Raw genomic sequence first — 21,602 nt, forward strand, 5'->3', positions numbered from 1 at the left:
GGCTACGCCGGCGGACTACAGCTTCTCCACCGGCGCGTACCGCAGCAGCAGCCGCTTGGGCTTGCTGTCGCCGAAGTCGATGGTGGCTTCCGCATTGCCGCCGCTGCCCTTGATCGCGACCACCGTGCCGAGGCCGAACTGGTCGTGGGTGACGCGGTCACCGATGGCCAGCTGGACCACCGGCTTCTCCGTCGCGCGCCGGGTGGCGAAACCGGACGCTCCCGACGCGGCGCTGCGGGACCGCGACGAGGAGAGCGAGGCGGCGACCCCGGACGCCGCGGATCCGGATGTGCCGGCCGCGGCCGCCCTGGCCGAGACCGTACGCCGCCAGTCCAGATGGCGGTCCGGGATCTCCTCGAGGAAGCGTGACGGCGGGTTGTACGACGGCTGTCCCCAGGCGCTGCGCAGGGCGGCCCTGGTCAGGTAGAGACGCTGCTGTGCACGGGTGATGCCGACGTACGCCAGCCGCCGCTCCTCCTCCAGCTCCTTGGTCTCCCCGAGGGCCCGCATGTGCGGGAAGACGCCGTCCTCCATGCCGGTGAGGAAGACCACAGGGAATTCCAGGCCCTTGGCGGTGTGGAGGGTCATGAGGGTGATGACGCCGGTGCCGTCCTCGTCCTCGTCGGGGATCTGGTCGGAGTCGGCGACCAGGGCGACCTGCTCGAGGAAGTCCGCGAGGGTGCTCTCCTCGCCCTCGCCGCGCTCCTGCTCGAACTCCAGGGCGACGGCGGCCAGCTCCTGGAGGTTCTCGATACGGGTCTCGTCCTGCGGGTCGGTGGAGGCCTGGAGCTCGGCGAGGTATCCGGTGCGCTCCAGTATGGCTTCCAGCACGGTCGCCGGGCCGGCGCCGGACTCGACGATGGTGCGCAGGTCCTCCATGAGGGTGTTGAACTTCTTGACCGCGTTGGCCGAGCGGGCCGCCATGCCGTAGGCCTCGTCGACGCGGCGCAGCGCCTGGGGGAAGCTGATCTTCTCGCGCTGGGAGAGGGCGTCGATCATCGCCTCGGCGCGCTCGCCGATGCCGCGCTTGGGCACGTTCAGGATGCGGCGCAGCGGTACGGAGTCCTCGGGGTTGGCGAGGACGCGCAGGTAGGCGAGGACGTCACGGACCTCGCGGCGCTCGTAGAAGCGGACACCGCCGACGACCTTGTAGGGCAGGCCGACGCGGATGAAGATCTCTTCGAAGACACGGGACTGGGCGTTGGTGCGGTAGAAGACGGCGACGTCGCCGGCGGTGGCGTCGCCCGCGTCGGTGAGCCGGTCGATCTCCTCGGCGACGAACTGTGCCTCGTCGTGCTCGGTGTCGGCGACGTAGCCGGTGATCTGGGCGCCGGCGCCGGCGTTCGTCCACAGGTTCTTGGGGCGGCGGCTCTCGTTGCGCTCGATGACGGCGTTGGCGGCGCTGAGGATGGTCTGGGTGGAGCGGTAGTTCTGCTCGAGGAGGATGGTGGTGGCGTCCGGGTAGTCCTCCTCGAACTGGAGGATGTTGCGGATCGTGGCGCCGCGGAAGGCGTAGATCGACTGGTCGGCGTCGCCGACGACACACAGCTCGGCGGGCGGGATCTCGGCGGCGCCGTGCTCGCCGTCGTCGTGTCGCGCGGGCGCCGTGCCGACCAGCTCGCGCACGAGGGCGTACTGGGCGTGGTTGGTGTCCTGGTACTCGTCGACGAGGACGTGGCGGAAGCGGCGGCGGTAGTGCTCGGCGACGTCCGGGAAGGCGCGTAGCAGATGGACCGTCGTCATGATCAGGTCGTCGAAGTCCAGCGCGTTCGCCTCGCGGAGGCGGGACTGGTAGAGCGCGTAGGCCTGGGCGAGGGTCTTCTCGAAACCGTCGCTCGCCTGCCCCGCAAAGTCCTCCTCGTCGATCAGCTCGTTCTTCAGGTTGGAGATCTTGGCGCTGAAGGACTTCGGCGGGTACCGCTTCGGGTCGAGGTCGAGGTCACGGCAGACCAGGGCCATCAGACGCTTGGAGTCGGCGGCGTCGTAGATGGAGAACGAGGAGGTGAAGCCGAGCTTCTTGGACTCGCGGCGCAGGATGCGCACGCAGGCGCTGTGGAAGGTCATCACCCACATCGCGGCGGCCCGCGGGCCGACCAGCTGCTCGACGCGCTCCTTCATCTCGCCCGCGGCCTTGTTGGTGAACGTGATCGCGAGGATCTGGCCGGGGTGGGCGTGCCGCTCGGCCAGCAGGTGGGCGATGCGGTGGGTGAGCACCCGGGTCTTGCCGGAGCCGGCTCCGGCGACGATGAGCAGCGGGGAGCCGCTGTGCACGACCGCGGCGCGCTGCTGTTCGTTCAGCCCGTCCAGGAGGGCGGCCGGGTCCACCGCGGGGCGCGGGGCGCCGTCGCGGTAGTACGCCTCCCGGGGTGGGGGCGTGTCGTACTTCCCGCCGAACAGGTCGTCCGGAACCTCTTCCGGGCGCTCGTCGTCGGGCGGCGGCGGGGGCTCCTCCTCCGCGGCGTGCGGGGCCTGGAGACTCGCCAGGAAGTGATCGTCAAAGAGGCTGCTCATCGTCTACGAGTCTAGGCCGCGGCACCGACACCCCGCCCCGGGTCCAGCGCGCTTCCCCCGTTCTCGCGTCCCGATCGTGCTCCGCGATGCGGCCTGGGACACATCACCCGACCGAATCGAACACAGTGCGGCTCGATCTGCTCACCGTCAGCGAAAGTCACGAAAATGTATCGGGCATATCGCACACCAACCTTCACAGTGGTCACACCGGTTGGCTACGGTTTCCCGACGGGTGGCCCGTACCCCCGCCGGCGAGAAGCGCCGGGACGGGTTGCCCCCGCTGAGTCCGGTGCGCCCTGGCGGGCAAGCCGGAGCCGGGGACCCATCGGGGCCGTGCTCGTGCGGCCTCTGGGGTGAATCGGTCCTGCACGGCACGACCCGCCAGTTCCCGCCCTGCGCGGGCACCGAAGGGCCGCCGTACGGGACCGTAGGGCAACCTTCCGGACCACCCGCCCGAACCCGACAGCTAACCCGGTAGGCGGCGCACGGAAGGAGTCGCCTGCTGTGGCGTCGCACCGCAAAACGCAGAGCCCGGGCTTTCGCTTCGGCGGCCTCGGCACGTCCTCCGGCCGCTTGCCGGCTCTCGGCATCACCACCGCGGCCCTGACCTCGGTGGCCCTGCTGGCCTCCACCGCGCAGGCCGAGCCCGCGAAACCGAAGCCGAGCCTCGAAGAGGTGCAGAAGAAGGTCGACACCCTGTACCACCAGGCCGGCGTGGCCACGGAGAAGTACAACGGCGCCAAGGAGCGGACCACCACCCAGCGCAAGCACCTGGACCATCTGCTCGACGACGTGGCCAAGCGCACGGACGCCCTGAACACGGCGAGACGCGAACTGGGCTCCATCGCCGCGGCCCAGTACCGCACCGGCGGCCTCTCCGACACGGCCACCCTGCTGCTCGCCAAGGACCCCCAGCAGTACTTCGACGAGAGCCACCTGATGAACCGGCTCACCGACCGGCAGAAGGCGGCAGTCGACACCTACCAGAAGCAGCAGACGGCGACGGCGAAGAAGCGTGCGGAGGCCTCCAGAAGCCTCCAGGACCTGACCAAGTCGCAGGCCACGCTCCGCAAGAGCAAAGAGGACGTTCAGAAGAAACTCGGGTCCGCCCGAAAACTCCTGTCGAAGCTGACCGCCGAGGAGAAGGCGCGGCTTGCGGCGATCGAGCGGAAGAAGCGGGAGGCGGCCGAGCGCAGGGCTCGTGAGCTGGCCCGCAAGCAGGCCGCGGCGGCGCAGAAGGAGCAGCAGTCCGGGTCCGGCACCTCGTCCGACGCGACGAGCTATGCGGCACTGGGCGGCAAAGCGGTCTCCTTCGCCAAGAACCAGCTCGGTAAACCGTATGTGTGGGGGGCCACCGGACCCGATTCGTTCGACTGCTCGGGCCTGACCCAGGCCGCCTGGAAAACCGCGGGCATTTCCCTTCCGCGCACCACCTGGGATCAGGTCAAGGTCGGCAAGACGGTGTCGGCGGAGGAGGCCCAGCCCGGCGATCTGGTCTTCTATTACAGCGACATCAGTCACGTGGGCATCTACATCGGAAACGGGAACGTCATCGACGCGCCGAAGCCCGGCGACAATGTCAGGACGGTACCGATGACGTATATGCCGATTCACAGCGTGGTGCGGCCGGTCGCGTAAACCGGGCACAGACCGGAGAGGGTCGGAAACGGGAATCGGGAAAGCGGACGGGCGCGACGGCGGTGCCGGCTGATACCGGCGAATTCCGCCGTCGGCCGCTGTCGAGGACCGTCGACAGCCGTCGGCAGCCGTCAGGTCCAGAGCACCGCGATGAAGATGTTGGCCATGGTGAGCCCCCCGACCACGCCGAACGACGCCTTGTCGACGGTCTCCTCGTCCCGCTTCACGTAGACCAGCGCGAGGATCACCACGAGCAGGACCAGCTTCAGGCCGATCTTGACCGTGTTGATGTGGTGATCGTCGGCTTCGTTGAGGCCGACCAGCAGTGCGCCGGTGACGAGCATGGTGCCCGCGCCGTGCAGCATGGCCGGGCCGAACCGTGCGGTGCCGGCCCCCATCGCCTTCATCTGGGTGAGGAAGCCGCCCAGCAGTGCTGCAATGCCGATGATGTGCAGGCCGACGAGGAGATGGATGAGTATGTCCATGGACGCGGAGCCTAACGGGGGCCGTCGGGACCGCGTCCCCGGGGTCCGCGCCGCCCCGTCGACTCCGCGCCGCCCGTTCCGGGCCCGCCGGGGGCTTTGTCGCGAACATGCCGAGGCGCGGCGACCCGGAGGAGGTCGCCGCGCCAAGGTGCCACCGTCATCACCCGGCCGGCCGCAGGGCCCGCCGGGTGATGAGCCGGCCCACTCGCTCGGCGGGGGCAGAGCCGATCGAGCGCGTGGCATGTGCCGTTCGTGGGTCAGCTGTCATCGCTGGTCAGCTGACCGGTGGGAGACGGGGGTGCTCAGCCGTTGAGGGCGTTGAGGACGGAGGTGTAGGCCTGCTTCTTCTGGTAGTTGCCGTCGAAGAGCAGCGGCGTGTCACCACTACGCCAGGAATACTTGTCGGTCACGCCCCATACCGTGATGCCGTCGCACTTCGAAATGGCCAGGCATGCGTTGACCACCTTGGCGTAGTTGTCCGCCTGGGACGTGCCCGAACCCGCGATGTCCAGCTCGGTGATCTGAACCGACACACCGAGGTCGACGAACCGCTGAAGGTTCGACTGGAAGTCACTGGGTACCGGCGACTGGCTGTTGAAATGCCCCTGGAAACCCACGCAGTCGATCGGCACACCGCGGGACTTGAAGTCCTTCACCATGTTGTACACGGCGTTGGACTTCGCGTTCACACCGTCGATGTTGTAGTCGTTGTAGCAGAGCTTGGCACTCGAATCGACCGACCGCGCCGTCTGGAACGCATGCTCGATGAACGAGTTACCGATCTTGTCCTGGAACGGCGAACTGCGCCGGGCCCCACTGGAACCGTCCTGGAACGCCTCGTTGACCACGTCCCAGGCATAGATCTTGCCCTTGTAGTGCGACATCACATTGGTGATGTGATTGTCCATCACCTGCGTCAACTCACTACCGCTGCTGATCCCGCTGACCCAGCCCGGCAACTGCGAGTGCCACACCAGCGTGTGACCACGCACCTTCATCCCGTGCGACGTCGCATGGTTGAAGATCGTGTCACCACCGCTGAAGTTGAACTGCCCACGATTGGGCTCGGTGGCATCCCACTTCATCTCGTTCTCGGGCGTCACCATGTTGAACTCGGCGTCCGCCGTCGCCGCATACTGCGACTCACCCAGGTGACTGGTGCTCAACGCGGTGCCGAAGTACTTGCCCTTCGCCGCGGCCGCGGCGCCCAGGGTGTCCGCCGCGTGCGCCGACGGCCCGGTCAGCGCCACCAGGCCAGCTGAGGCCAGCGAACCGGCGAGGCCCAAGACCAACGTCCTACGCAGGCCACGCCACGACCCACGCCTACTGCGCTCGGGGGTGAGCTCGGTCATTGCTTTCCCTTCGTCCATGGGGGGCCGGACGAGCGCTCGACTTCAGCGCCGTCCGGGGATTGCGGTGATGCAAGCGTCAGGGTCATGTCGCGCGACCCAGGCGGTGCGCGGCATGGCCCTGACAAGACACGAGGCCATGAGGCTTGTGCGGGGAGGTGGTGCGGGGAGGGGTGGAACCGGTGGAGCGGTAAGCCTGCTGTGCGCGGGTCGATGGGGGGCGGGTCCGGGGCGACGCGGATGGCGGCTCCCGTCCCCGGCGACACGCTGTGGCGCTGCGTGACGATGGTGGGGAGTATGGACCCCGCCGAGGGCCAGCGTCAACGCACCTACCGGAAATATTTCGATGCTCTACGACCCCCCGACGGCCACAAAAAGCGCTTTGACCTGCGCATACAATCCCTCAAGCGGGTTCGTGCACAGCACGAGACGGAACACAACCCGACAGCAGTCGCGAAAATTTCGACAGCAGCTCCGAGATCAAGGAGTGTGGGTCATCTGGACCCCTGCTCGACGACTCCCGCCTCCGCTGCGGGAGGAGGTCCGCCGGGGTCCCGGGCTACGTCATGACCAGCAGCGCGACCCGTTTCCGAAAGATTTCGACCTCTTCAGCGTCTCGATCCGGAGCCGCTGACTGCCGTACCACGTCGTGATTCCGGGAGTTTCCAGATTGCCTCCGGTCCCGGCTCGACCGCTGCCGAAGCTCTTGCAGCGCGAAAACAATCGGTGCACACTCCGGAACGTTTCATTGCCGTTGCGGTGCGGAGTGCGCCGCGTTACCGAGGAGGAAGCGTGTTCCGTCGTACTCGCAGCTCCCTGTCGTCAGGGCATTCCACGCGGTCGACCCGGCCGGTACGCACCGCGCTGGTCGCCATCGCCGCGGCGGTGACCACGGCGGCCACCGCGCTCACGGTCACACCGTCCGTCGCCGCCACCAGCAGCACGGCCGGGGTCTGGGCCAGCTGCCCCAACGGCTACGTCGGCCTGACCTACGACGACGGCCCGAACCCCTCGTCGACCAGCGCCCTGCTGAACGCCCTCAACCAGGGCGGCGCCAAGGCCACGTTCTTCATCTGGGGTGCACACGCCCAGCAGTACCCGAGCCTGCTCCAGCAGGAGGCCTCCGCCGGCATGTGGATCGGCAACCACACCTGGGACCACCCCCACATGACGCAGCAGAGCACCCAGACCATGACGAACGAGATCTCGCAGACCCAGAACATCATCCAGCAGACCATCGGCCAGCGGCCGGTGCTCTTCCGGCCGCCCTACGGTGAGACCAACAGCACGCTCAAGAGCATCGAGCAGCAGCAGGGCATCCAGGCCGAGGTGATCTGGAGCCACGACTCCCAGGACTGGAACGGCGCCAGCACCCAGCAGATCGTGCAGACCGCCTCGACCATGACCAACGGCAGCATCATCCTGATGCACGACGGCGGTTACCAGACCACCATCCAGGCCGTCCCGCAGATCCTCAGCGGTCTCGCCTCGCGGGGACTGTGCCCCGGCAAGATCGTCCCCGGCCAGAACCTCCAGCCGGTGGTGACGGCGCCGTAGCCGTGCGGCGCCATGGCCGATGGTGACGCGTCATATCCGGTGACAGCGCGTCCTCGTCGGCAGGCTGGTCAGGCCGGTACGACCGGCGGTTCCGGGCTTTGCGCGCGGGACCGCCGGCGGTGCCGGAGCCGCATCGGGCCGTCACCGCCCGATGCGGCACACCGGGCGGTCGGCGGTACGTCGGGGCCGCCGACCGCCCGTTGGACGATCCGCCGTCCGTCGGGTCACCGGGTCACCGGGCGGAGGCCGGGGACGTCAGACCGGCGAGGGTGGGGCGGTGCTCTGCCGGATGACCAGTCGGGTGTTCAACTCCAACCGGGTGGTGGCGGCGTCGCCGGCCCTGAGCCGCAACAGCATGTTCGCCGCCTCCTCCGCCATCTTGCGCAGCGGCTGGTGAATGGTGGTCAGCGCCGGACTGGACCACTGGGCCAGCGGTACGTCGTCGAAGCCCACCACCGACAGGTCGTGCGGCACGCGCAGTCCCGCCACCCGGGCCGCCTCGAAGACGCCGAGGGCCTGTAGGTCGCTGCCCGCGAAGATCGCCGTGGGGCGATCCGGCCGGTCCAGCATCTCCACCGCCCGGGCGTAGCCGCCCTGCACATGGAAATCGCCGAACGCGACCAGGCTCGGATCCGCCTCCAGGCCCGCCATGCTCAACGCCGAGCGGTACCCGTCCAAGCGCGCCATCGAACACAGCATGTCCTGCGGCCCGGTGATGATTCCGATCCGCTGGTGCCCGCACTCGATGAGATGGCGGGTCGCCGCCAGTCCCCCGGACCAGTTGGCCGACCCGACGGACGGCACATCAGGTTCGGGATCACCCGCCGGATCTATGATCACGAACGGGATGGAACGCGACTTGAGTTGCTTCTTCACCGCGGGCGGCAAGGTGGAGAAGACCAGCACCACCCCGACGGGACGACGCTGCACCACCCCGCCGACCCAGTCAGGTCCGGGCAGATGCCGCGTACCGCTCTCCGTCAACACCACGCTGGCGTGGTTGGCCTTGGCCACGTTCTCCACGCCGCGGATCAGCTCCATCCCCCAGATGCTGTCCAGTTCATGGAAGACGATCTCGATGAGCGGCGCTTCCCACGCCGACCGGGGCGTACGCCGATAGGCGTGCGCCTCCAAGAGTCGTTCCACCTTGAGCCTGGTCGGCCGGGAGACGTCCTGTCGGCCGTTGAGCACCTTCGACACTGTCGAGATGGAGACACCGGCCTGCTCGGCCACCTGGGCCAGGGTCACTCGCCCTGTCTCCTCGTCTTCGCGCACGGCATGCAGCATATGCCGCCGCACGAAAGTTTTCGAGGGGGCCTCGCCGTTTCTTGATGCCGAGTACATCCGCCCCACCCTCGCCGATCAGGTGCGATACGCCCGGCGAGGCAGACTGGTGTGACCCGGTTCATGGACGCGGACGGCCGCCTAGGGCCAACCGGACGGGACAATGGGAACCGTCCCCGACTGGAACGAGGCTCTGATGCGCGACCATGTCCATGTGCGCGTCCCCCATGGCGTGGGCCTGACCGAGGACGGCGAACTGGTCGAGGAATCCCGCTGCCGGTGCGGCGCCGTCTGGACCAGGACCTACCGCTCAAAGGACCCGACCGCCGAGTGAGTACGGGCCGGCGCCCGCTGCCCCGGGCTTCCCACCCGGCCACGGCCGGTCACACCAGCCGGCGGGCCGTGGCCCAGCGTGTCAGCTCGTGACGGTTGGACAACTGGAGCTTGCGCAGCACCGCTGAGACATGGGACTCGACCGTCTTGACCGAGATGAACAACTGCTTGGCGATCTCCTTGTACGCATAGCCACGCGCTATGAGGCGCAGCACTTCGCGCTCGCGCTGGGTGAGGCGGTCCAGGTCCTCGTCGACGGGCGGGGCGTCGGTGGAGGCGAAGGCGTCCAGGACGAAGCCGGCGAGGCGGGGCGAGAAGACGGCGTCGCCCTCCTGCACGCGGAAGATCGAGTCGATCAGATCGGCACCGGTGATGGTCTTGGTGACATAGCCACGGGCGCCGCCACGGATGACACCGATGACGTCCTCTGCGGCGTCCGAGACGGAGAGGGCCAGGAAGCGGACCGGACGCTCGGTGTCGGCCATCAGCGGGGCGCAGCGGCGCAGCACCTCGACGCCGCCGCCGCCCGGCAGGTGCACGTCCAGCAGGACCACCTCGGGCCGGGTGGAGCGGATGACCTCGACCGCCTGGTCGACGTCGGCCGCCTCACCGACGACTTCGACTCCGGTGAGGTCGGTGCGCCCGATCTCGGCGCGGACGCCGGTACGGAACATCCGGTGGTCGTCGACGAGGACCACGCGCGCATGCCGGTCGGCGACGGGATCCGGGGTGCCCGACCCGGCTGGGGCGCCGCCTCGGTCCGCTCCCACCGGTCCCACCGCGCCACCCGGCCCGCCCATGGCCCTGGGCTCGCTCGCCTCGCTCATGACGTCGTCTCCGCCCTCTCCATCGTCAGCTCGACCTCCGTGCCGCCGTCCGGCACCGCGCGGAGCCGGGCCGTGCCGCCGTGCCGCTGCATCCGGCCGATGATCGATTCTCGTACGCCCATCCGATCGGCGGGCACGGCATCCAGGTCGAAGCCGGGTCCGCGGTCCCGCACGGACACGAAGACCGTCTTTCCGTCGACTTCGGCGAAGGCCTGCACGGCGCCGCCCTGGCCACCGTACTTGGCCGCGTTCACCATGGCCTCACGTGCGGCCTGCATCTGTGCGGACAACTGCTCGTCGAGGGGGCAGTCTCCGACGACCACCACCTCTATGGGGACACCGTGCTTGTCCTCGACCTCGGCGGCGCTGCGCCGGACGGCCTCGGCGAGGGTGCCCGGCCCCTCGTCGGCGGCTTCGCCGGACGGGCTGGAGACGGCCGGCTTGTAGAGCCAGGTGCGCAGGTCACGCTCCTGGGCACGGGCCAGCCGGCGTACCTCGCTCGCATTGTCCGCATTGCGCTGGATCAGGGTCAGGGTGTGCAGGACCGAGTCATGGACATGCGCGGCGACTTCGGCACGCTCCTGGGCCCGGATGCGCATCAGCCGCTCCTCGGAGAGGTCCTGCATCATGCGGACGAGATACGGGCCGGCGAGCAGCGCTATGCCGACGATGACGGCGAGCGCCGCCTGCATCACGGAGCCGAGGTGCTCGACGGAGCCCTGCATGATGAACATGCCGGTGACGCCGGTGCCGACCAGCAGCACACCGGCGGCGGAGCGCAGCAGCGTCAGCGTCCTGCGGCGGCGCCCGACCTCCATCCAGCGGGCCCTGCGGGCATTGTCCGCCTGCCGCCAGACCAGGGCGACACCGGCGCCGACCAGCACGGTCGGGCCGAGGTAGGCCTTGACGGGGCCGCCGAGGTCGACCTGGCCGACGAAGACCATGGCCACGACGACCATGGCGAGCAGGGCGACGACCTGGCCGCGGTCCGGCCTGCGGACGCCACGTCTGCGACGGCCGTCACGTGTGGTCTCGGTCATGGTGGGGCTGCGGCCGGCATCGACGCCACCGATGCCGAGCGGGACGAAGAACCAGAAGGCCGCGTACAGCAGACTGCCGAGCCCGTCGGCCATGATCAGGCCCACGAAGACGATGCGCACCCAGATCACGGGCAGCCCGAGATGCCCGGCGAGCCCACGCGCCACGCCTCCGAGCCAGCGACCGTCGCTGCTGCGGTAGAGCTTGCGCGGGGGCCGCGGGTCCTCGACGGCTGCGGTGGCGGCTTCCGGCATACGTCGATGGTCACATGCCGCGCTGACGGTGACATCAGGGTCGGACCCCGAGACGTCCCTGATCACTCCCGGGCCCGGCTTCGGGGGCGAGAGCAGGGATGTAGGGATGTCAGGGGGGTGCCGTGGATGTCAGGGAAGATTTCAGGGTCGGGCCAGGGTCTTCCCGACTGCCGTACGCCGGTCTCGGCCGTCACCATGGACGTATGACAGATCAGCAGCATGCCGGGGGCGGATCGCAGCCCAGGCCCGGACCCGGCACCGGGTCCGGGGGCGGCGCGCGCCCGGGCCCGGGCGGCGGTCCGGGCTCCGCCGCCCGCGGCGGCACGGCGCTGGCCGACGCGGTCTCGGCGCCGGGGGGGCCTGCCGGCGGTGCGGAAGCGGGCGCGGCGGGGACCGGGGGCACGGGCGCCGGCGGGCCGGGGGCCGAGCCGGGTGCCGGTCGTGTGCTGGACGGCCTGCGGCGGGTGCGCGAGCAGAAGATGTTGGGCGGCGTCTGCGCGGGCCTCGGGCGGCACTGCGAGCTGGACCCGGTGATCTTCCGGATCGTGCTGGCCGTCCTGTCCCTCACCGGCGGCCTCGGCCTCATTCTCTACGGCCTCTTCTGGCTCTTCGTCCCCTTCGACGGCGAGGAGGAGAACGAGGCACGCCGGCTGCTGTCCGGCCGGGTGGACGGCGTGACGCTGACGGCCGTGCTGTTCGCGCTGGTCGGCTGCGGGTTGTTCCTGTCCATGCTGGGCAATCAGGGCGTCCTCACCTTCGGCGCCAGCGTCGCCCTGCTGCTGGCCGGTGCCGGCTACTGGGCCCGGCGGCGCGGCACCCTCGACTCCGACCCGCTCGCCGCCCAGGCCGTGGCGGACGCCCCGCCGGAGGCCCAGGCCCCACCGGCACCGGCGTCCTACCCCGCCTGGTGGCGCGACCCGATCGTCAAGGACGGCACCCACGAGGGCGGCACCGGCTACCTGTGGGGCCCGCAGAACATGCGCGACCTCAAGGCCGCCCGCAATGTCGCCCGCACCTCACGCTGGGACACCGCCCCTCGCCCGCCACGGCACCCCGCACCCTCGGGGCCGCACTGGATAGGCGGTTGGGTGTTCCTGCTCGCGCTCCTCGCCGGCGCCGCTGGCACCGGCCTGACCTGGCGCACCGAGGCGCTCGGCACCAGCCTGGAGACCGGTTTGGCCGCCGCCCTCGCGGTGTTCGCCCTGGGCATCGGGATCAGTGCCCTGCTGGGCAGGACCGGCGCGGGCTCGATCATGCTCGCGGTGATCACGGCCGCACTGCTGGCCGCCTCCTCCGCCCTGCCGAAGAACATCACCACGGACTGGATACGCACCACCTGGCAACCCCCCACCGCCGCGCAGGTCCATGAGCACTACGCGTTGGGCACCGGAGACGGCACCCTCGACCTCAGCCGCGTCCACGTCGCCAAGGGCCACACGGTGAGCAGCCACGCGGAGGTCGGCGCCGGCCGTCTGAAGGTCGTCGTGCCGAAGGACACCACCGTGCGCCTGCATGTGGTGGTGGACCTCGGCGACATCCAGCTGCCCGGCGACGGCCGTCAGGACGTGGACGTCGCGCCCGGCAAGGAGAAGGACGTGACCCTGCATCCCTCGGTTGACCAGGCCCCCGGCGGCACGGTCGACCTCAGTCTCAACGTGGGCATCGGACAGGTGGAGGTGGCCCGTGCTGCGGCATGACGTCCAGCCGGGAAAGCTGGTTGCGGGTGTGGCCCTGCTCGGTGCGGCGGTCGTGTTCGGAGGAGACGCCCGGGGGCTCTGGAGTGTCCCGTGGTTCGTGATGGCGCCCATCGTGGTCGGCGGCCTCTGTCTCGCCGGCGCCACCGGCACCATCGCCTCCGCCGTCCGGTACCACCGGCGCCGCGCGCGCACCGGAACTCCCGGTGTGCAGAACCCGAGCGTCCAGGGCGCGCACATACCCGAGTCTCCGGTCCACGCACGCGTGCCGGGGGCGCAGGCCGGTACGGACCCGTCGGAGGCCCGGCCTCGGGGATCGGGCGGCTGAGCGCGTCCGTCCCTGATCCGATCCGGCGTCGGGCCCTGCCCTGCTGGCAGCCTACGGTTGAGGCAGGTCCGAGGCCTTGCGGCGACGCGCGGCACGCACCAGCGCGTCGAGGGACAGCTGCGGCGCCCCGCCGATCACCAGCGGCAGCCAGGCCATGAGGTACGCGAGGTCGTTGCCGTAGTAGTAGGGCGTGACGGCCCAGCTCATGGTGAGCCACAGGCTCAGCGAGATGAGCGCGCCACCCGTGGCGGCCAGCCGGGTCAACAGGCCGAAGAGAGCTCCGAGTCCGACGGCGAGCTCGCCGAAGGCCATGGCGTAGCCGAAGTCGACGGGGTTCTTCAGAGCCAGGTCGACCATGGCGGGTATGGCCGCGGAGTCACGGACCGCATGCATCGTTTCGCCGATCGAGCCCGCGCCCGACGCGGACAGGAAGGAACCGTCGGTGAGCTTGTCGATTCCCGCGTAGATGAAGGTGACGCCGAGGAAGATCCGCAGCGGAAGAAGCGCGAACAGGGCGGCACCGCCGCCCCTACCGCCCGCCTGCGTGCCCGAGTACGCCGGGCTCACCGGGCTTCCGAGGGAGTCCCGCAGACCACCGCTGCCCGGGCCGCCTCCCCCGACGAACAGCCGCTGCGTGTCGTCCTGAGCCATCGGTTGCCACCCCTCGCCCGCCAGATCCCGCCAACATTCGTATGACTTTCAACAGAGACTACGGATGCCAGGACGGGGCGGCTCACCCGCGTACGCAAGGGATTGATGCGGGAGATGCGAAGGAACGGCGACGAATTCCGGGAGACCTGCGGGACGGATGCGGGACGGATGCGGGTGAACGCGGAGTGAATGCGGCGGTGAAAGGCGACCGTCCCGCGGGGCAGGGCACCCCGGGGCGGCACCCGGAGACGTACCGGCGGGTGCCGTCAGTCGGTGGTGACGTCGATGGTGCAGCAGTTCGTCTCGGTACCGGCGGCGGTGATGACCTGGACGTCCACGCGGCCCGGTTCCACGTCGACGGGGACCGGCACGGTGAGGACGGTGTCCGAGGGGTTGCTGAAGCCGCCGGGCACCGGCACCAGCGGCACGTGCACATGCACGCTCCCGATCCGCACCACGGTCCGGGCCAGCCGGTCCGCGCCCTGTGCGCCGGGGGGTACGAAGCCCGCGCCGCGGATCTCGATGTCGTCACCGGTGCGGATCGGTCCGTCCAGATCGCCCGCCTCCCGGGCGCGCACCACGGAGAGGATCACCGCGCGTCCGCCCTCCGCGTACTTCCCGGCGAGATACGTGGCAGCCGACACCAGCACCAGCAGCGCCAGGCCCCAGGGCACGTCGGGCAGTTGCTCCGGTCGCCGGGCCAGCCGCACCGCGCTGAACACCAGGGCCACGGCGGTGATCACGACATACTGGGTGTCCGCGAAGTCCGCACGGCCGGCGTCGTCGGTGAGCAGGTCGGCCGCGCGCGGCCGGTCGGCGCGCACCTTCTGCAACCGCTGGCTGCGCACCCGCAGTGCCACGACGCGCCGCACCAGGACGGCCACCCCGCACACCACCGCCACCACGGCGACCACGCCGGCGCCACGGGCCAGGTCCAGCCCGTCGATCAGGGTGTCGCGTGCGTGGTGACTGGAGGCCCCGGCGAGTTCACCGGCGAGTACCAGCACGGCGAAGACCGCGAACAGCACCCAGGAGGCGGCAACGGCGCGCGAGGTGGACAGCCGGTTGTCCTCGCCGATGACCGGCGCGAGGATGCCGCCGCGCGCCCTATGCAGAAAGCCGGCGGCGGTCAGCGCGATCGCGATGACCGCCGCGGCGAGCAGGCCCGCGGTGCGGGCGATGGTCCAGCCCACACCGATGCCGGTGAGCGCCTGTACCAGCACCAGCACCAACACCCCGGCCCACACCGCGCCCAGGGTGCGCGGCCACAGTGACGCGGTCCAGGCCTCGCCCTCGGCGCGACTCCGCTCGGCGACGACGGACGCGGACTGGGTCAACTCGTCCGACACCCACTGGCGGGCCGCGCCCACCGAGTGCGCCACTGCCGACGGCAGCCCCTTGCCCTGGGCGAACCCCTCACGCTTGGCGAGGAATGCGGCCACCGCACGCCGATGACCCTCCCGCGCCCCGCGCGGGCAGTCGCCGCATGTGCAGCCACCCTCGTGCGTGCCCTGCTCCGCCTGCTGCACCGCCACGCGCCAACTCCGCCTTCCGCGCCCCAGCGCCCTCATGGTCCGGTTTCCTGCCGCCGGCCGACCTACGGCACGAGCGGGGCGACCGCGGCGCTCGTGCCCCGGACGACAGGGACTGATTGTGCCGTACGCACCCGGGGAGTTGGCCGACAGGTCGACCGGCGCGCGTGGCGAGGGTGACGCAGAGAGACGCGGATTGACTTCCGGGCGCTGCCGCGGACGTCAGGGTCGCTCCCACTCGCCCACTGCCTTAAGGGCGTGGGCGGTACTCCATCGGCATGGAAAGGTCTTGTTGAGGGGGGTGTCGTGGGTGCCGAAGGGCCGCGTTCGGTGGGGTGGTGGGTCGGTGTCGCGGGGGTATGTACGTGCTCGGCCGGCGCGATTGCCCTGGACCGCCAGTTCACCGGCACCCAGCGGCGGTCCTGCGCGCGCACATACCCCCACGACACCTCCCGTCTCACTCGCGACTCTCCCCCGGTGGTTCGTTTTTCCTTCCTCCACCCCTTTCGGGGTGTCGCCCCGCTACGGGCATGGGACAAGCCCCACCGGCGAGGCAGGCGCGTACGAGACGGGAGGGGGCGTGGGGGATGTGCGCGCGCAGGACCGCCGCCGAGTGCCGGTGAACTGACGGTCCACGATCATCGCGCCGGCCGAGCACGTACATCCCCCACGCCCCCGACCCACAACGAAACAGAAGGCGACGCCGCCGGAGGCGCCGGCTGACGGACCACGCACCTCACCCAGGAGGGGGCAGGTGGCTTCCCTGCCGCGGTCGGCCGGTCACGCAAGGGGCGCGGGGCTGGGCAGGACGCGAAGCCCGCCGTTGTGGCTACGTCGGCGTTTCCGGCAACCGGGGGGTTCGGGGACCGAGGGTTCGGAGGTCGGGTCTTCAGACGTTGAGGAGGCGGCTGCGGCGCCGGAGGCCATGGCGCCGAAGGGCTCGGAGGCCGAGGGGGGCGGGCTCGGGAACGTCGACCGCCGGCTCCGTCGCTTCGGGTCCGGGCGGGCACCGCCCGGGCCCGCGCGTCCTCACTCCCACTCGATGGTGCCGGGCGGCTTGCTCGTGATGTCGAGGGTGACGCGGTTGACGTCCGCCACCTCGTTGGTGATCCGGGTGGAGATGCGGGCCAGGGTCTCGTAGGGCAGCCGGGACCAGTCGGCCGTCATGGCGTCCTCGGAGGAGACGGGGCGCAGCACGATCGGGTGGCCGTACGTGCGGCCGTCGCCCTGGACGCCGACGCTGCGGACGTCCGCGAGCAGCACGACGGGGCACTGCCAGATGTCCCGGTCGAGGCCGGCCGCGGTCAGCTCCTCACGGGCGATCGCGTCGGCCTCGCGGAGCAGGTCGAGGCGCTCCTTGGTGACCTCGCCGATGATGCGGATACCGAGACCCGGCCCGGGGAACGGCTGGCGGTGGACGATCTCGTCCGGCAGGCCGAGCGCGGCGCCGACCATGCGCACCTCGTCCTTGAACAGCTCCCGGAGCGGCTCGATCAGCTGGAATTCGAGGTCCTCCGGGAGGCCGCCGACATTGTGGTGGGACTTGATGTTGGCGGTGCCGGTGCCGCCGCCGGACTCCACGATGTCGGGGTAGAGGGTGCCCTGGACCAGGAACTCCACCGGGTGGTCACCGGGCGCCTCGGCGACGATCTCGGCCTGGGCCTGCTCGAAGACCCGGATGAACTCCCGGCCGATGATCTTCCGCTTCTGCTCCGGGTCCGAGACCCCGGCCAGCGCGGCGAGGAAGCGGTCCTGGGCGTCGACGACCTTGAGCTGGACGCCGGTGGCCGCCACGAAGTCCTTCTCGACCTGCTCGGTCTCGCCCTTGCGCATCAGGCCGTGGTCGACGTAGACGCAGGTCAGCTGGGAACCGATGGCCTTCTGGACGAGGGCGGCGGCGACCGCGGAGTCCACTCCGCCGGACAGGCCGCAGATCGCGCGAGCGCTGCCGACCCGGGCGCGGATCGCCGCGACCTGCTCCTCGATGACGCTGCCGGTGGTCCACGACGGCTCGATGCCAGCGCCGCGGTACAGGAAGTGCTCCAGGACCTGCTGGCCGTAGGTGGAGTGCATCACCTCGGGGTGGTGCTGGACGCCGTAGAGCTTCTTCTCGTCGTTCTCGAACGCGGCCACCGGGACGACGTCCGTGGAGGCGGTCACCGTGAAGCCTTCCGGTGCCGCGCTGCACGCGTCGCCGTGCGACATCCACACGGGCTGCTCGACGGGGGTGCCCTCGAACAGGGTGGAGTCGGCCTTGGAGACCGCCAGGCTGGTGCGGCCGTACTCCCGCGCCCCCGTGTTGTCCACGGTGCCGCCGAGGGTCTGGGCCATGAGCTGGAAGCCGTAGCACATCCCGAAGACGGGGACACCTGCTTCGAACAGCGACCGGTCGAGACGCGGGGCGCCCTCCGCGTAGACGGACGAGGGGCCGCCGGACAGGATGATCGCCGCCGGCTTCTTGGCCAGCATGTCGGCGACCGGCATGGTGCTCGGCACGATCTCGCTGTACACCCTCGCCTCACGGACTCGGCGGGCGATGAGCTGGGCGTATTGCGCACCGAAGTCGACGACCAGGACGGTACCGGGAGCGGCGGCAGCGGGGGACGATGGCACGGGCACGGCCTTCCGGCGTGGGACTAGCGGACACAGCCCCCGACCGCCGGCGCCACTGGCTCCGGAACCGGGTGCTGCAAGAGGGTCTGTGCCTCGATTCTAACGGCGCCGGCGCGCGACCCTCCGAGCCTGTGGATAACCTCGCCCCGACCCGCTGACCTCCGTTGACCTGCGGCGGCTTCCGTTGACCTCCGCTGGTCTGCGCTGGCTTCCGTTGACCTCCGCCGGTCTGCGCTGGTCTGTGCTGAACGATCTCCCGCAGGGTAGGGCCGTGGACGGGAACCGTTTGATCCCCCTGTGCCCGGCCGCCCCGGCCGGGCACAGGCCGCGCAGCGTGGTCGTCTGCTTGCGCGGTCCGTGCGCGGTGACGCGGTCCCCGCACCGCCCGTGCCGTCTCGGCATCCGGGCCCGCGACCGTCCCCGCCTTGACCGGGTGCACCGGCGCCCGTGCATACTGTGCACGTGATGCAGCAGCGCGCGTTCTTTACCTATGGCAACCGGCCCACCGGCTGCCGTAGTCGCGCTGCCTGATCCACCAGCGACTTCCCAGGCGCCCCGGGCCGACAAGGCTCGGGGCGCCTGTCGCATCTCCGGGCCTACCGCCCCGGCGCACCTCATCCGCACATCCACACCAGCGACGACGAGGAGCCCGCACCATGACGCAGAGCACGAAGGCCGCCGAGACCGCGACGGCCACCACCGGCAAGGACAGCCACGCCGCCAACGCGAGCGGCGCCGACAAGACGACCGAACCCGCCGGAGGCACCAAGGCGACCCCGTCCACCACCACGGACGACTCCACCGCGGACAGAACCGGTGCCCGTACCGTCGACGCCGCCGACGTGATCACCGGCGCCCGCGCGCGGATCGACGCGCTCGACGAACGGATCATCGGCCTCGTCCGGGAGCGGATGGCCGTCTCCGCGCTCATCCAGGAGTCACGCATCTCCTCAGGAGGTCGCCGGGTGAACCTCTCCCGGGAGATGGAGATCCTCAGTCACTACCGGAACGCGCTCGGAAGGCCGGGCACCTCACTGGCGATGACCTTGCTCGAACTCTCCCGTGGCCGTATCTGAAGCTGAGACCCGGACCGCTCCTGCACATCCCCGCCTCTCACCCGTACGGCGCGTGACCGCCCGCGCGTCGCTTCGTTGGTCCCGGTGTCCGTGCCGGCCAGGGGCGGTCCCCAGGGACCGCGAACGGCACTTCTGGAGCGGTGGAATGCACGGGTCGTGCCGTGCGCCGTGGGACACCGCTCCGGGCATGTGACCGGGCGGCAGGGGACAGCGGCCCGGTCACCGGGAAACGGCCGGCTCCGGGGACGCCCGGAGCCGGCCGCAGACCCCCCTCACACCCAGCGCTCGCGCCCCGCGCCCCCGCACTGCCGACATACGCGACGCGCTCTCCGCGCCTCCGTCTCCGGCACCGGCACCGGCACCGGCACCGGCACCGGCACCGACCGGAACTCCCCGGAACCTCCGAGCCCATCCGGCATCGACCGGAATGCTCCGGAACCGGCCTTCGCCGCGCGCCGCCCTCCGCGGCCGGCCCATGACGGCTTCTCCGCCGGCGACTTGCCCATAGCTGTTTTCAAGCCATGTCGAAACAGAGACTGTACGGGTTATGGTGACGCATATCACATAGGAAGAACGGAAGTTCATGGGCAACCCTTCCCAGTAACCGCAGGTCATCCATGCATAATCAACGCCCGTCCTCACCTACGGCGTATACCTACCCCCCACCCGCGTGCTGAGCGACCGGAGCGCGCCGGACAACTCCGAGGTCCTATGAAGCTTCGCCGAGCCATCGCCGCCACGGCCACGGTCGCCGCGCTGGCCGCGCCGGTCCCGCTCACGCTGCTGTCCGTATCGGCCCCCACGGCGTTCGCGAGCACCGCCTCAGGCGGCACGGACACCGCGGCCGGCGGCACCGACCAGACCGCCGGCGCCACCCCCACCCCGGCCGCGTCCGACGAAACCCCGCTGAGCGCGAGCGGCACCGCCACCCCCAGCGCCACGGCAACCGATCCGAGCACGCCGCAGACCCCGACACCGACCGGCTCGCCCACGCCCAGTGGGAGCGCATCCACGGAGCCGCCCGCCGGAGCCACGCAGCCGCCCTCCGGCACCGTCCCGAAGCCCGGCTCCTCCCCGACCCTCGACATCGACCGCGATCACGACGCGACCTCCGACGAGCCTCAGGACACCGGTGACGGGACGGGCGAGGGCGACGGCAGCGGCGGCCAGGACGAGGGCAAGAACAGCAAGCCGCCCCTTCCCGGCGACGGCTGGTCCCCCAGCCAGTGCAAGGAGTTCGTCCCCGACGACCGGCTCTCCGTGGACGTGTCGGGACTCCCGAGCAAGATAGTCGCCGGCTCCGGCTGGCACCCCTTCACCTTCGCCGTGACGAACCACTCCGGCGCACCCCTGCGGAACCTCTACGTACAGAGCTTCACCGAGTACACGACCGGCGTGAACGAGCAGGCGTCCCTGCAAAGCAGCCTGGCGCAGCTACAGTTCCACGACCCCGCCACCGGACGCTGGACCGACGCCTTCCAGGACTCCTACCAGGACGGCACCGGCCGGCACCCCTACACCGGCACCTTCGTCGCCCGCATCCCCAGCCTGGCCACCGGCCACCGGGTCGACCTCCTCCTGCGGGTACGGGTCGCCACCCGCGCCCCGGCCGGCGCCGCCTTCGCGCTCAGCACCGCCGTCTACGCGGGCCACGGCTCGAGTTGCAACATCAACGGCGACACCTACGACTTCACCGTCCTCAAGGCCGGCAGCCACCTGGGCAACGTGGACGACGCCCGGCCCACCGGCGAGAAGCCCATGGACGGCCACGGCAACGGCACCCACCCCCAGGGCGCCACCCAGATCGTCCCCGTCACCGGCGCCATGGCGGACACCGGCACATCCGAAGCGGTGCCCATCATGGGGGTCATCGGCGCCTGCGCCGTGCTCCTCGGTGCGCTGCTCGTCTTCGCCTCCCGCCGGCGCGCGATCGCTCTCGCGCACGCCCAGGACGCCGATGTCGCGGAGCCCATGGGCGACACGGAAGACCCAGCCGCCACCGAGGACGCCGCGGACCAGGGCGACACCACCGGCGCGGAGAGCTCCACCACGGACGAGACAGCCACGACCACCCCGCCGGGCACCACGGATCCGGCCGACCCCGCCGATCCGGCCGACACCACAGCCACGTCAGACTCGGCCGAAGCAACCGAAGCAACCGAAGCAACCGCAGCGACCGAAGCGACGAAGGCAACAAAGGCAACGGAAGCAAGCGACGCGACGGCCACGGCCGACGGCGACACCGCCCCGCGCCCCGACGGCTCGCCGAAGCCGCAAGACCCCGAAGACATCTCAGGCAATTCAGACACCGCCTGAGACGAGCGCCGCTCAGCGGCGAACGAGGGGACCTGCGCTAGGAGGGGGGCGCAGGTCCCTTCGTATGAGTTCAGTCAGGCAACTGCATGAGTTGGGCGGGCGGCCGCACGGCGCGC

15 protein-coding genes, 1 pseudogene and 1 riboswitch are annotated in these 21,602 nt (G+C 70.5%); of the genes and pseudogenes, 7 read left to right on the plus strand and 9 right to left on the minus strand.

Features of this window, described 5'->3' with window-relative positions:
* Nucleotides 1-15 precede the first annotated feature (15 nt).
* The gene (pcrA, locus tag NQO67_RS33475; protein WP_255954139.1) at nt 16-2,511 is read right to left on the minus strand and encodes a DNA helicase PcrA; all 2,496 of its coding nucleotides are present in this window, start codon (nt 2,509-2,511) and stop codon (nt 16-18) included.
* Nucleotides 2,512-2,779: 268 nt separating this feature from the next.
* Nucleotides 2,780-3,007, plus strand: a riboswitch (cyclic di-AMP (ydaO/yuaA leader).
* A gap of 8 nt (nt 3,008-3,015) precedes the next feature.
* On the opposite strand from pcrA, the gene NQO67_RS33480 reads away from it, so the two are divergent.
* Nucleotides 3,016-4,149, plus strand: a complete 1,134-nt coding sequence (locus tag NQO67_RS33480) for a C40 family peptidase (protein ID WP_255954140.1) — start codon at nt 3,016-3,018, stop codon at nt 4,147-4,149.
* 131 nt (nt 4,150-4,280) lie between these two features.
* On the opposite strand, the gene NQO67_RS33485 is transcribed toward NQO67_RS33480, so the two are convergent.
* Complete coding sequence (locus tag NQO67_RS33485; RefSeq protein ID WP_255954141.1) at nt 4,281-4,634, minus strand: hypothetical protein; 354 nt, start codon at nt 4,632-4,634, stop codon at nt 4,281-4,283.
* Nucleotides 4,635-4,939: 305 nt separating this feature from the next.
* Nucleotides 4,940-5,986, minus strand: a pseudogene (locus NQO67_RS33490) (glycoside hydrolase family 10 protein); the annotation flags it as partial.
* A gap of 789 nt (nt 5,987-6,775) precedes the next feature.
* Between NQO67_RS33490 and NQO67_RS33495 the strand changes: the two are divergent.
* Entirely contained in the window at nt 6,776-7,540 is a 765-nt protein-coding gene (locus NQO67_RS33495; protein ID WP_255954142.1) for a polysaccharide deacetylase family protein, read from the plus strand.
* Nucleotides 7,541-7,795: 255 nt separating this feature from the next.
* Here the strand turns inward: NQO67_RS33495 and NQO67_RS33500 are convergent, their stop codons facing one another.
* On the minus strand, nt 7,796-8,827 hold the full coding sequence (locus tag NQO67_RS33500; RefSeq protein WP_255954143.1) for a LacI family DNA-binding transcriptional regulator: 1,032 nt from the start codon (nt 8,825-8,827) through the stop codon (nt 7,796-7,798).
* Nucleotides 8,828-9,020: 193 nt separating this feature from the next.
* Here NQO67_RS33500 and NQO67_RS33505 point away from each other — a divergent pair, with 193 nt between their 5' ends.
* Complete coding sequence (locus NQO67_RS33505) at nt 9,021-9,158, plus strand: hypothetical protein (protein WP_255954144.1); 138 nt, start codon at nt 9,021-9,023, stop codon at nt 9,156-9,158.
* A gap of 49 nt (nt 9,159-9,207) precedes the next feature.
* Here the strand turns inward: NQO67_RS33505 and NQO67_RS33510 are convergent, their stop codons facing one another.
* Both NQO67_RS33510 and NQO67_RS33515 read right to left on the minus strand, forming a co-directional pair.
* Entirely contained in the window at nt 9,208-9,984 is a 777-nt protein-coding gene (locus NQO67_RS33510; protein WP_255954145.1) for a LuxR C-terminal-related transcriptional regulator, read from the minus strand.
* Nucleotides 9,981-11,276 (minus strand): ATP-binding protein, encoded by a 1,296-nt coding sequence (locus NQO67_RS33515; protein ID WP_255954147.1) that lies wholly within the window; start codon nt 11,274-11,276, stop codon nt 9,981-9,983. Before NQO67_RS33515 ends, NQO67_RS33510 begins: the two co-directional genes overlap by 4 nt.
* Nucleotides 11,277-11,479: 203 nt before the next feature.
* Between NQO67_RS33515 and NQO67_RS33520 the strand changes: the two genes are divergently transcribed.
* Entirely contained in the window at nt 11,480-12,973 is a 1,494-nt protein-coding gene (locus tag NQO67_RS33520) for a PspC domain-containing protein (RefSeq protein ID WP_255954148.1), read from the plus strand.
* Nucleotides 12,960-13,298, plus strand: coding sequence for a hypothetical protein (locus tag NQO67_RS33525; protein WP_255954149.1), 339 nt, complete (start codon nt 12,960-12,962; stop codon nt 13,296-13,298). The genes NQO67_RS33520 and NQO67_RS33525 overlap by 14 nt, the downstream gene beginning before the upstream one ends.
* Nucleotides 13,299-13,349: 51 nt before the next feature.
* On the opposite strand, the gene NQO67_RS33530 is transcribed toward NQO67_RS33525, so the two are convergent.
* The 3 genes from NQO67_RS33530 to guaA all read right to left on the minus strand — a co-directional run bounded on the left by NQO67_RS33530 (nt 13,350) and on the right by guaA (nt 18,094).
* Nucleotides 13,350-13,949: a DoxX family protein gene (locus tag NQO67_RS33530; protein ID WP_255954150.1), complete on the minus strand. Its 600-nt coding sequence runs from the start codon at nt 13,947-13,949 to the stop codon at nt 13,350-13,352.
* A 266-nt stretch (nt 13,950-14,215) separates the two neighbouring features.
* On the minus strand, nt 14,216-15,484 hold the full coding sequence (locus tag NQO67_RS33535; RefSeq protein WP_255954151.1) for a hypothetical protein: 1,269 nt from the start codon (nt 15,482-15,484) through the stop codon (nt 14,216-14,218).
* 1,026 nt (nt 15,485-16,510) lie between these two features.
* The gene (gene guaA, locus NQO67_RS33540) at nt 16,511-18,094 is read right to left on the minus strand and encodes a glutamine-hydrolyzing GMP synthase (protein ID WP_255954152.1); all 1,584 of its coding nucleotides are present in this window, start codon (nt 18,092-18,094) and stop codon (nt 16,511-16,513) included.
* Nucleotides 18,095-18,936: 842 nt separating this feature from the next.
* On the opposite strand from guaA, the gene NQO67_RS44660 reads away from it, so the two are divergent.
* Together NQO67_RS44660 and NQO67_RS33550 are read left to right on the plus strand one after the other, a co-directional pair.
* Nucleotides 18,937-19,170, plus strand: a complete 234-nt coding sequence (locus tag NQO67_RS44660; RefSeq protein WP_374119225.1) for a chorismate mutase — start codon at nt 18,937-18,939, stop codon at nt 19,168-19,170.
* A 711-nt stretch (nt 19,171-19,881) separates the two neighbouring features.
* On the plus strand, nt 19,882-21,486 hold the full coding sequence (locus NQO67_RS33550) for a hypothetical protein (RefSeq protein WP_255954154.1): 1,605 nt from the start codon (nt 19,882-19,884) through the stop codon (nt 21,484-21,486).
* Nucleotides 21,487-21,602 lie beyond the last annotated feature (116 nt).

Origin of the sequence: Streptomyces odontomachi (genome assembly GCF_024435355.1) — a bacterium.
Taxonomy (GTDB): Bacteria; Actinomycetota; Actinomycetes; order Streptomycetales; family Streptomycetaceae; genus Streptomyces; species Streptomyces odontomachi.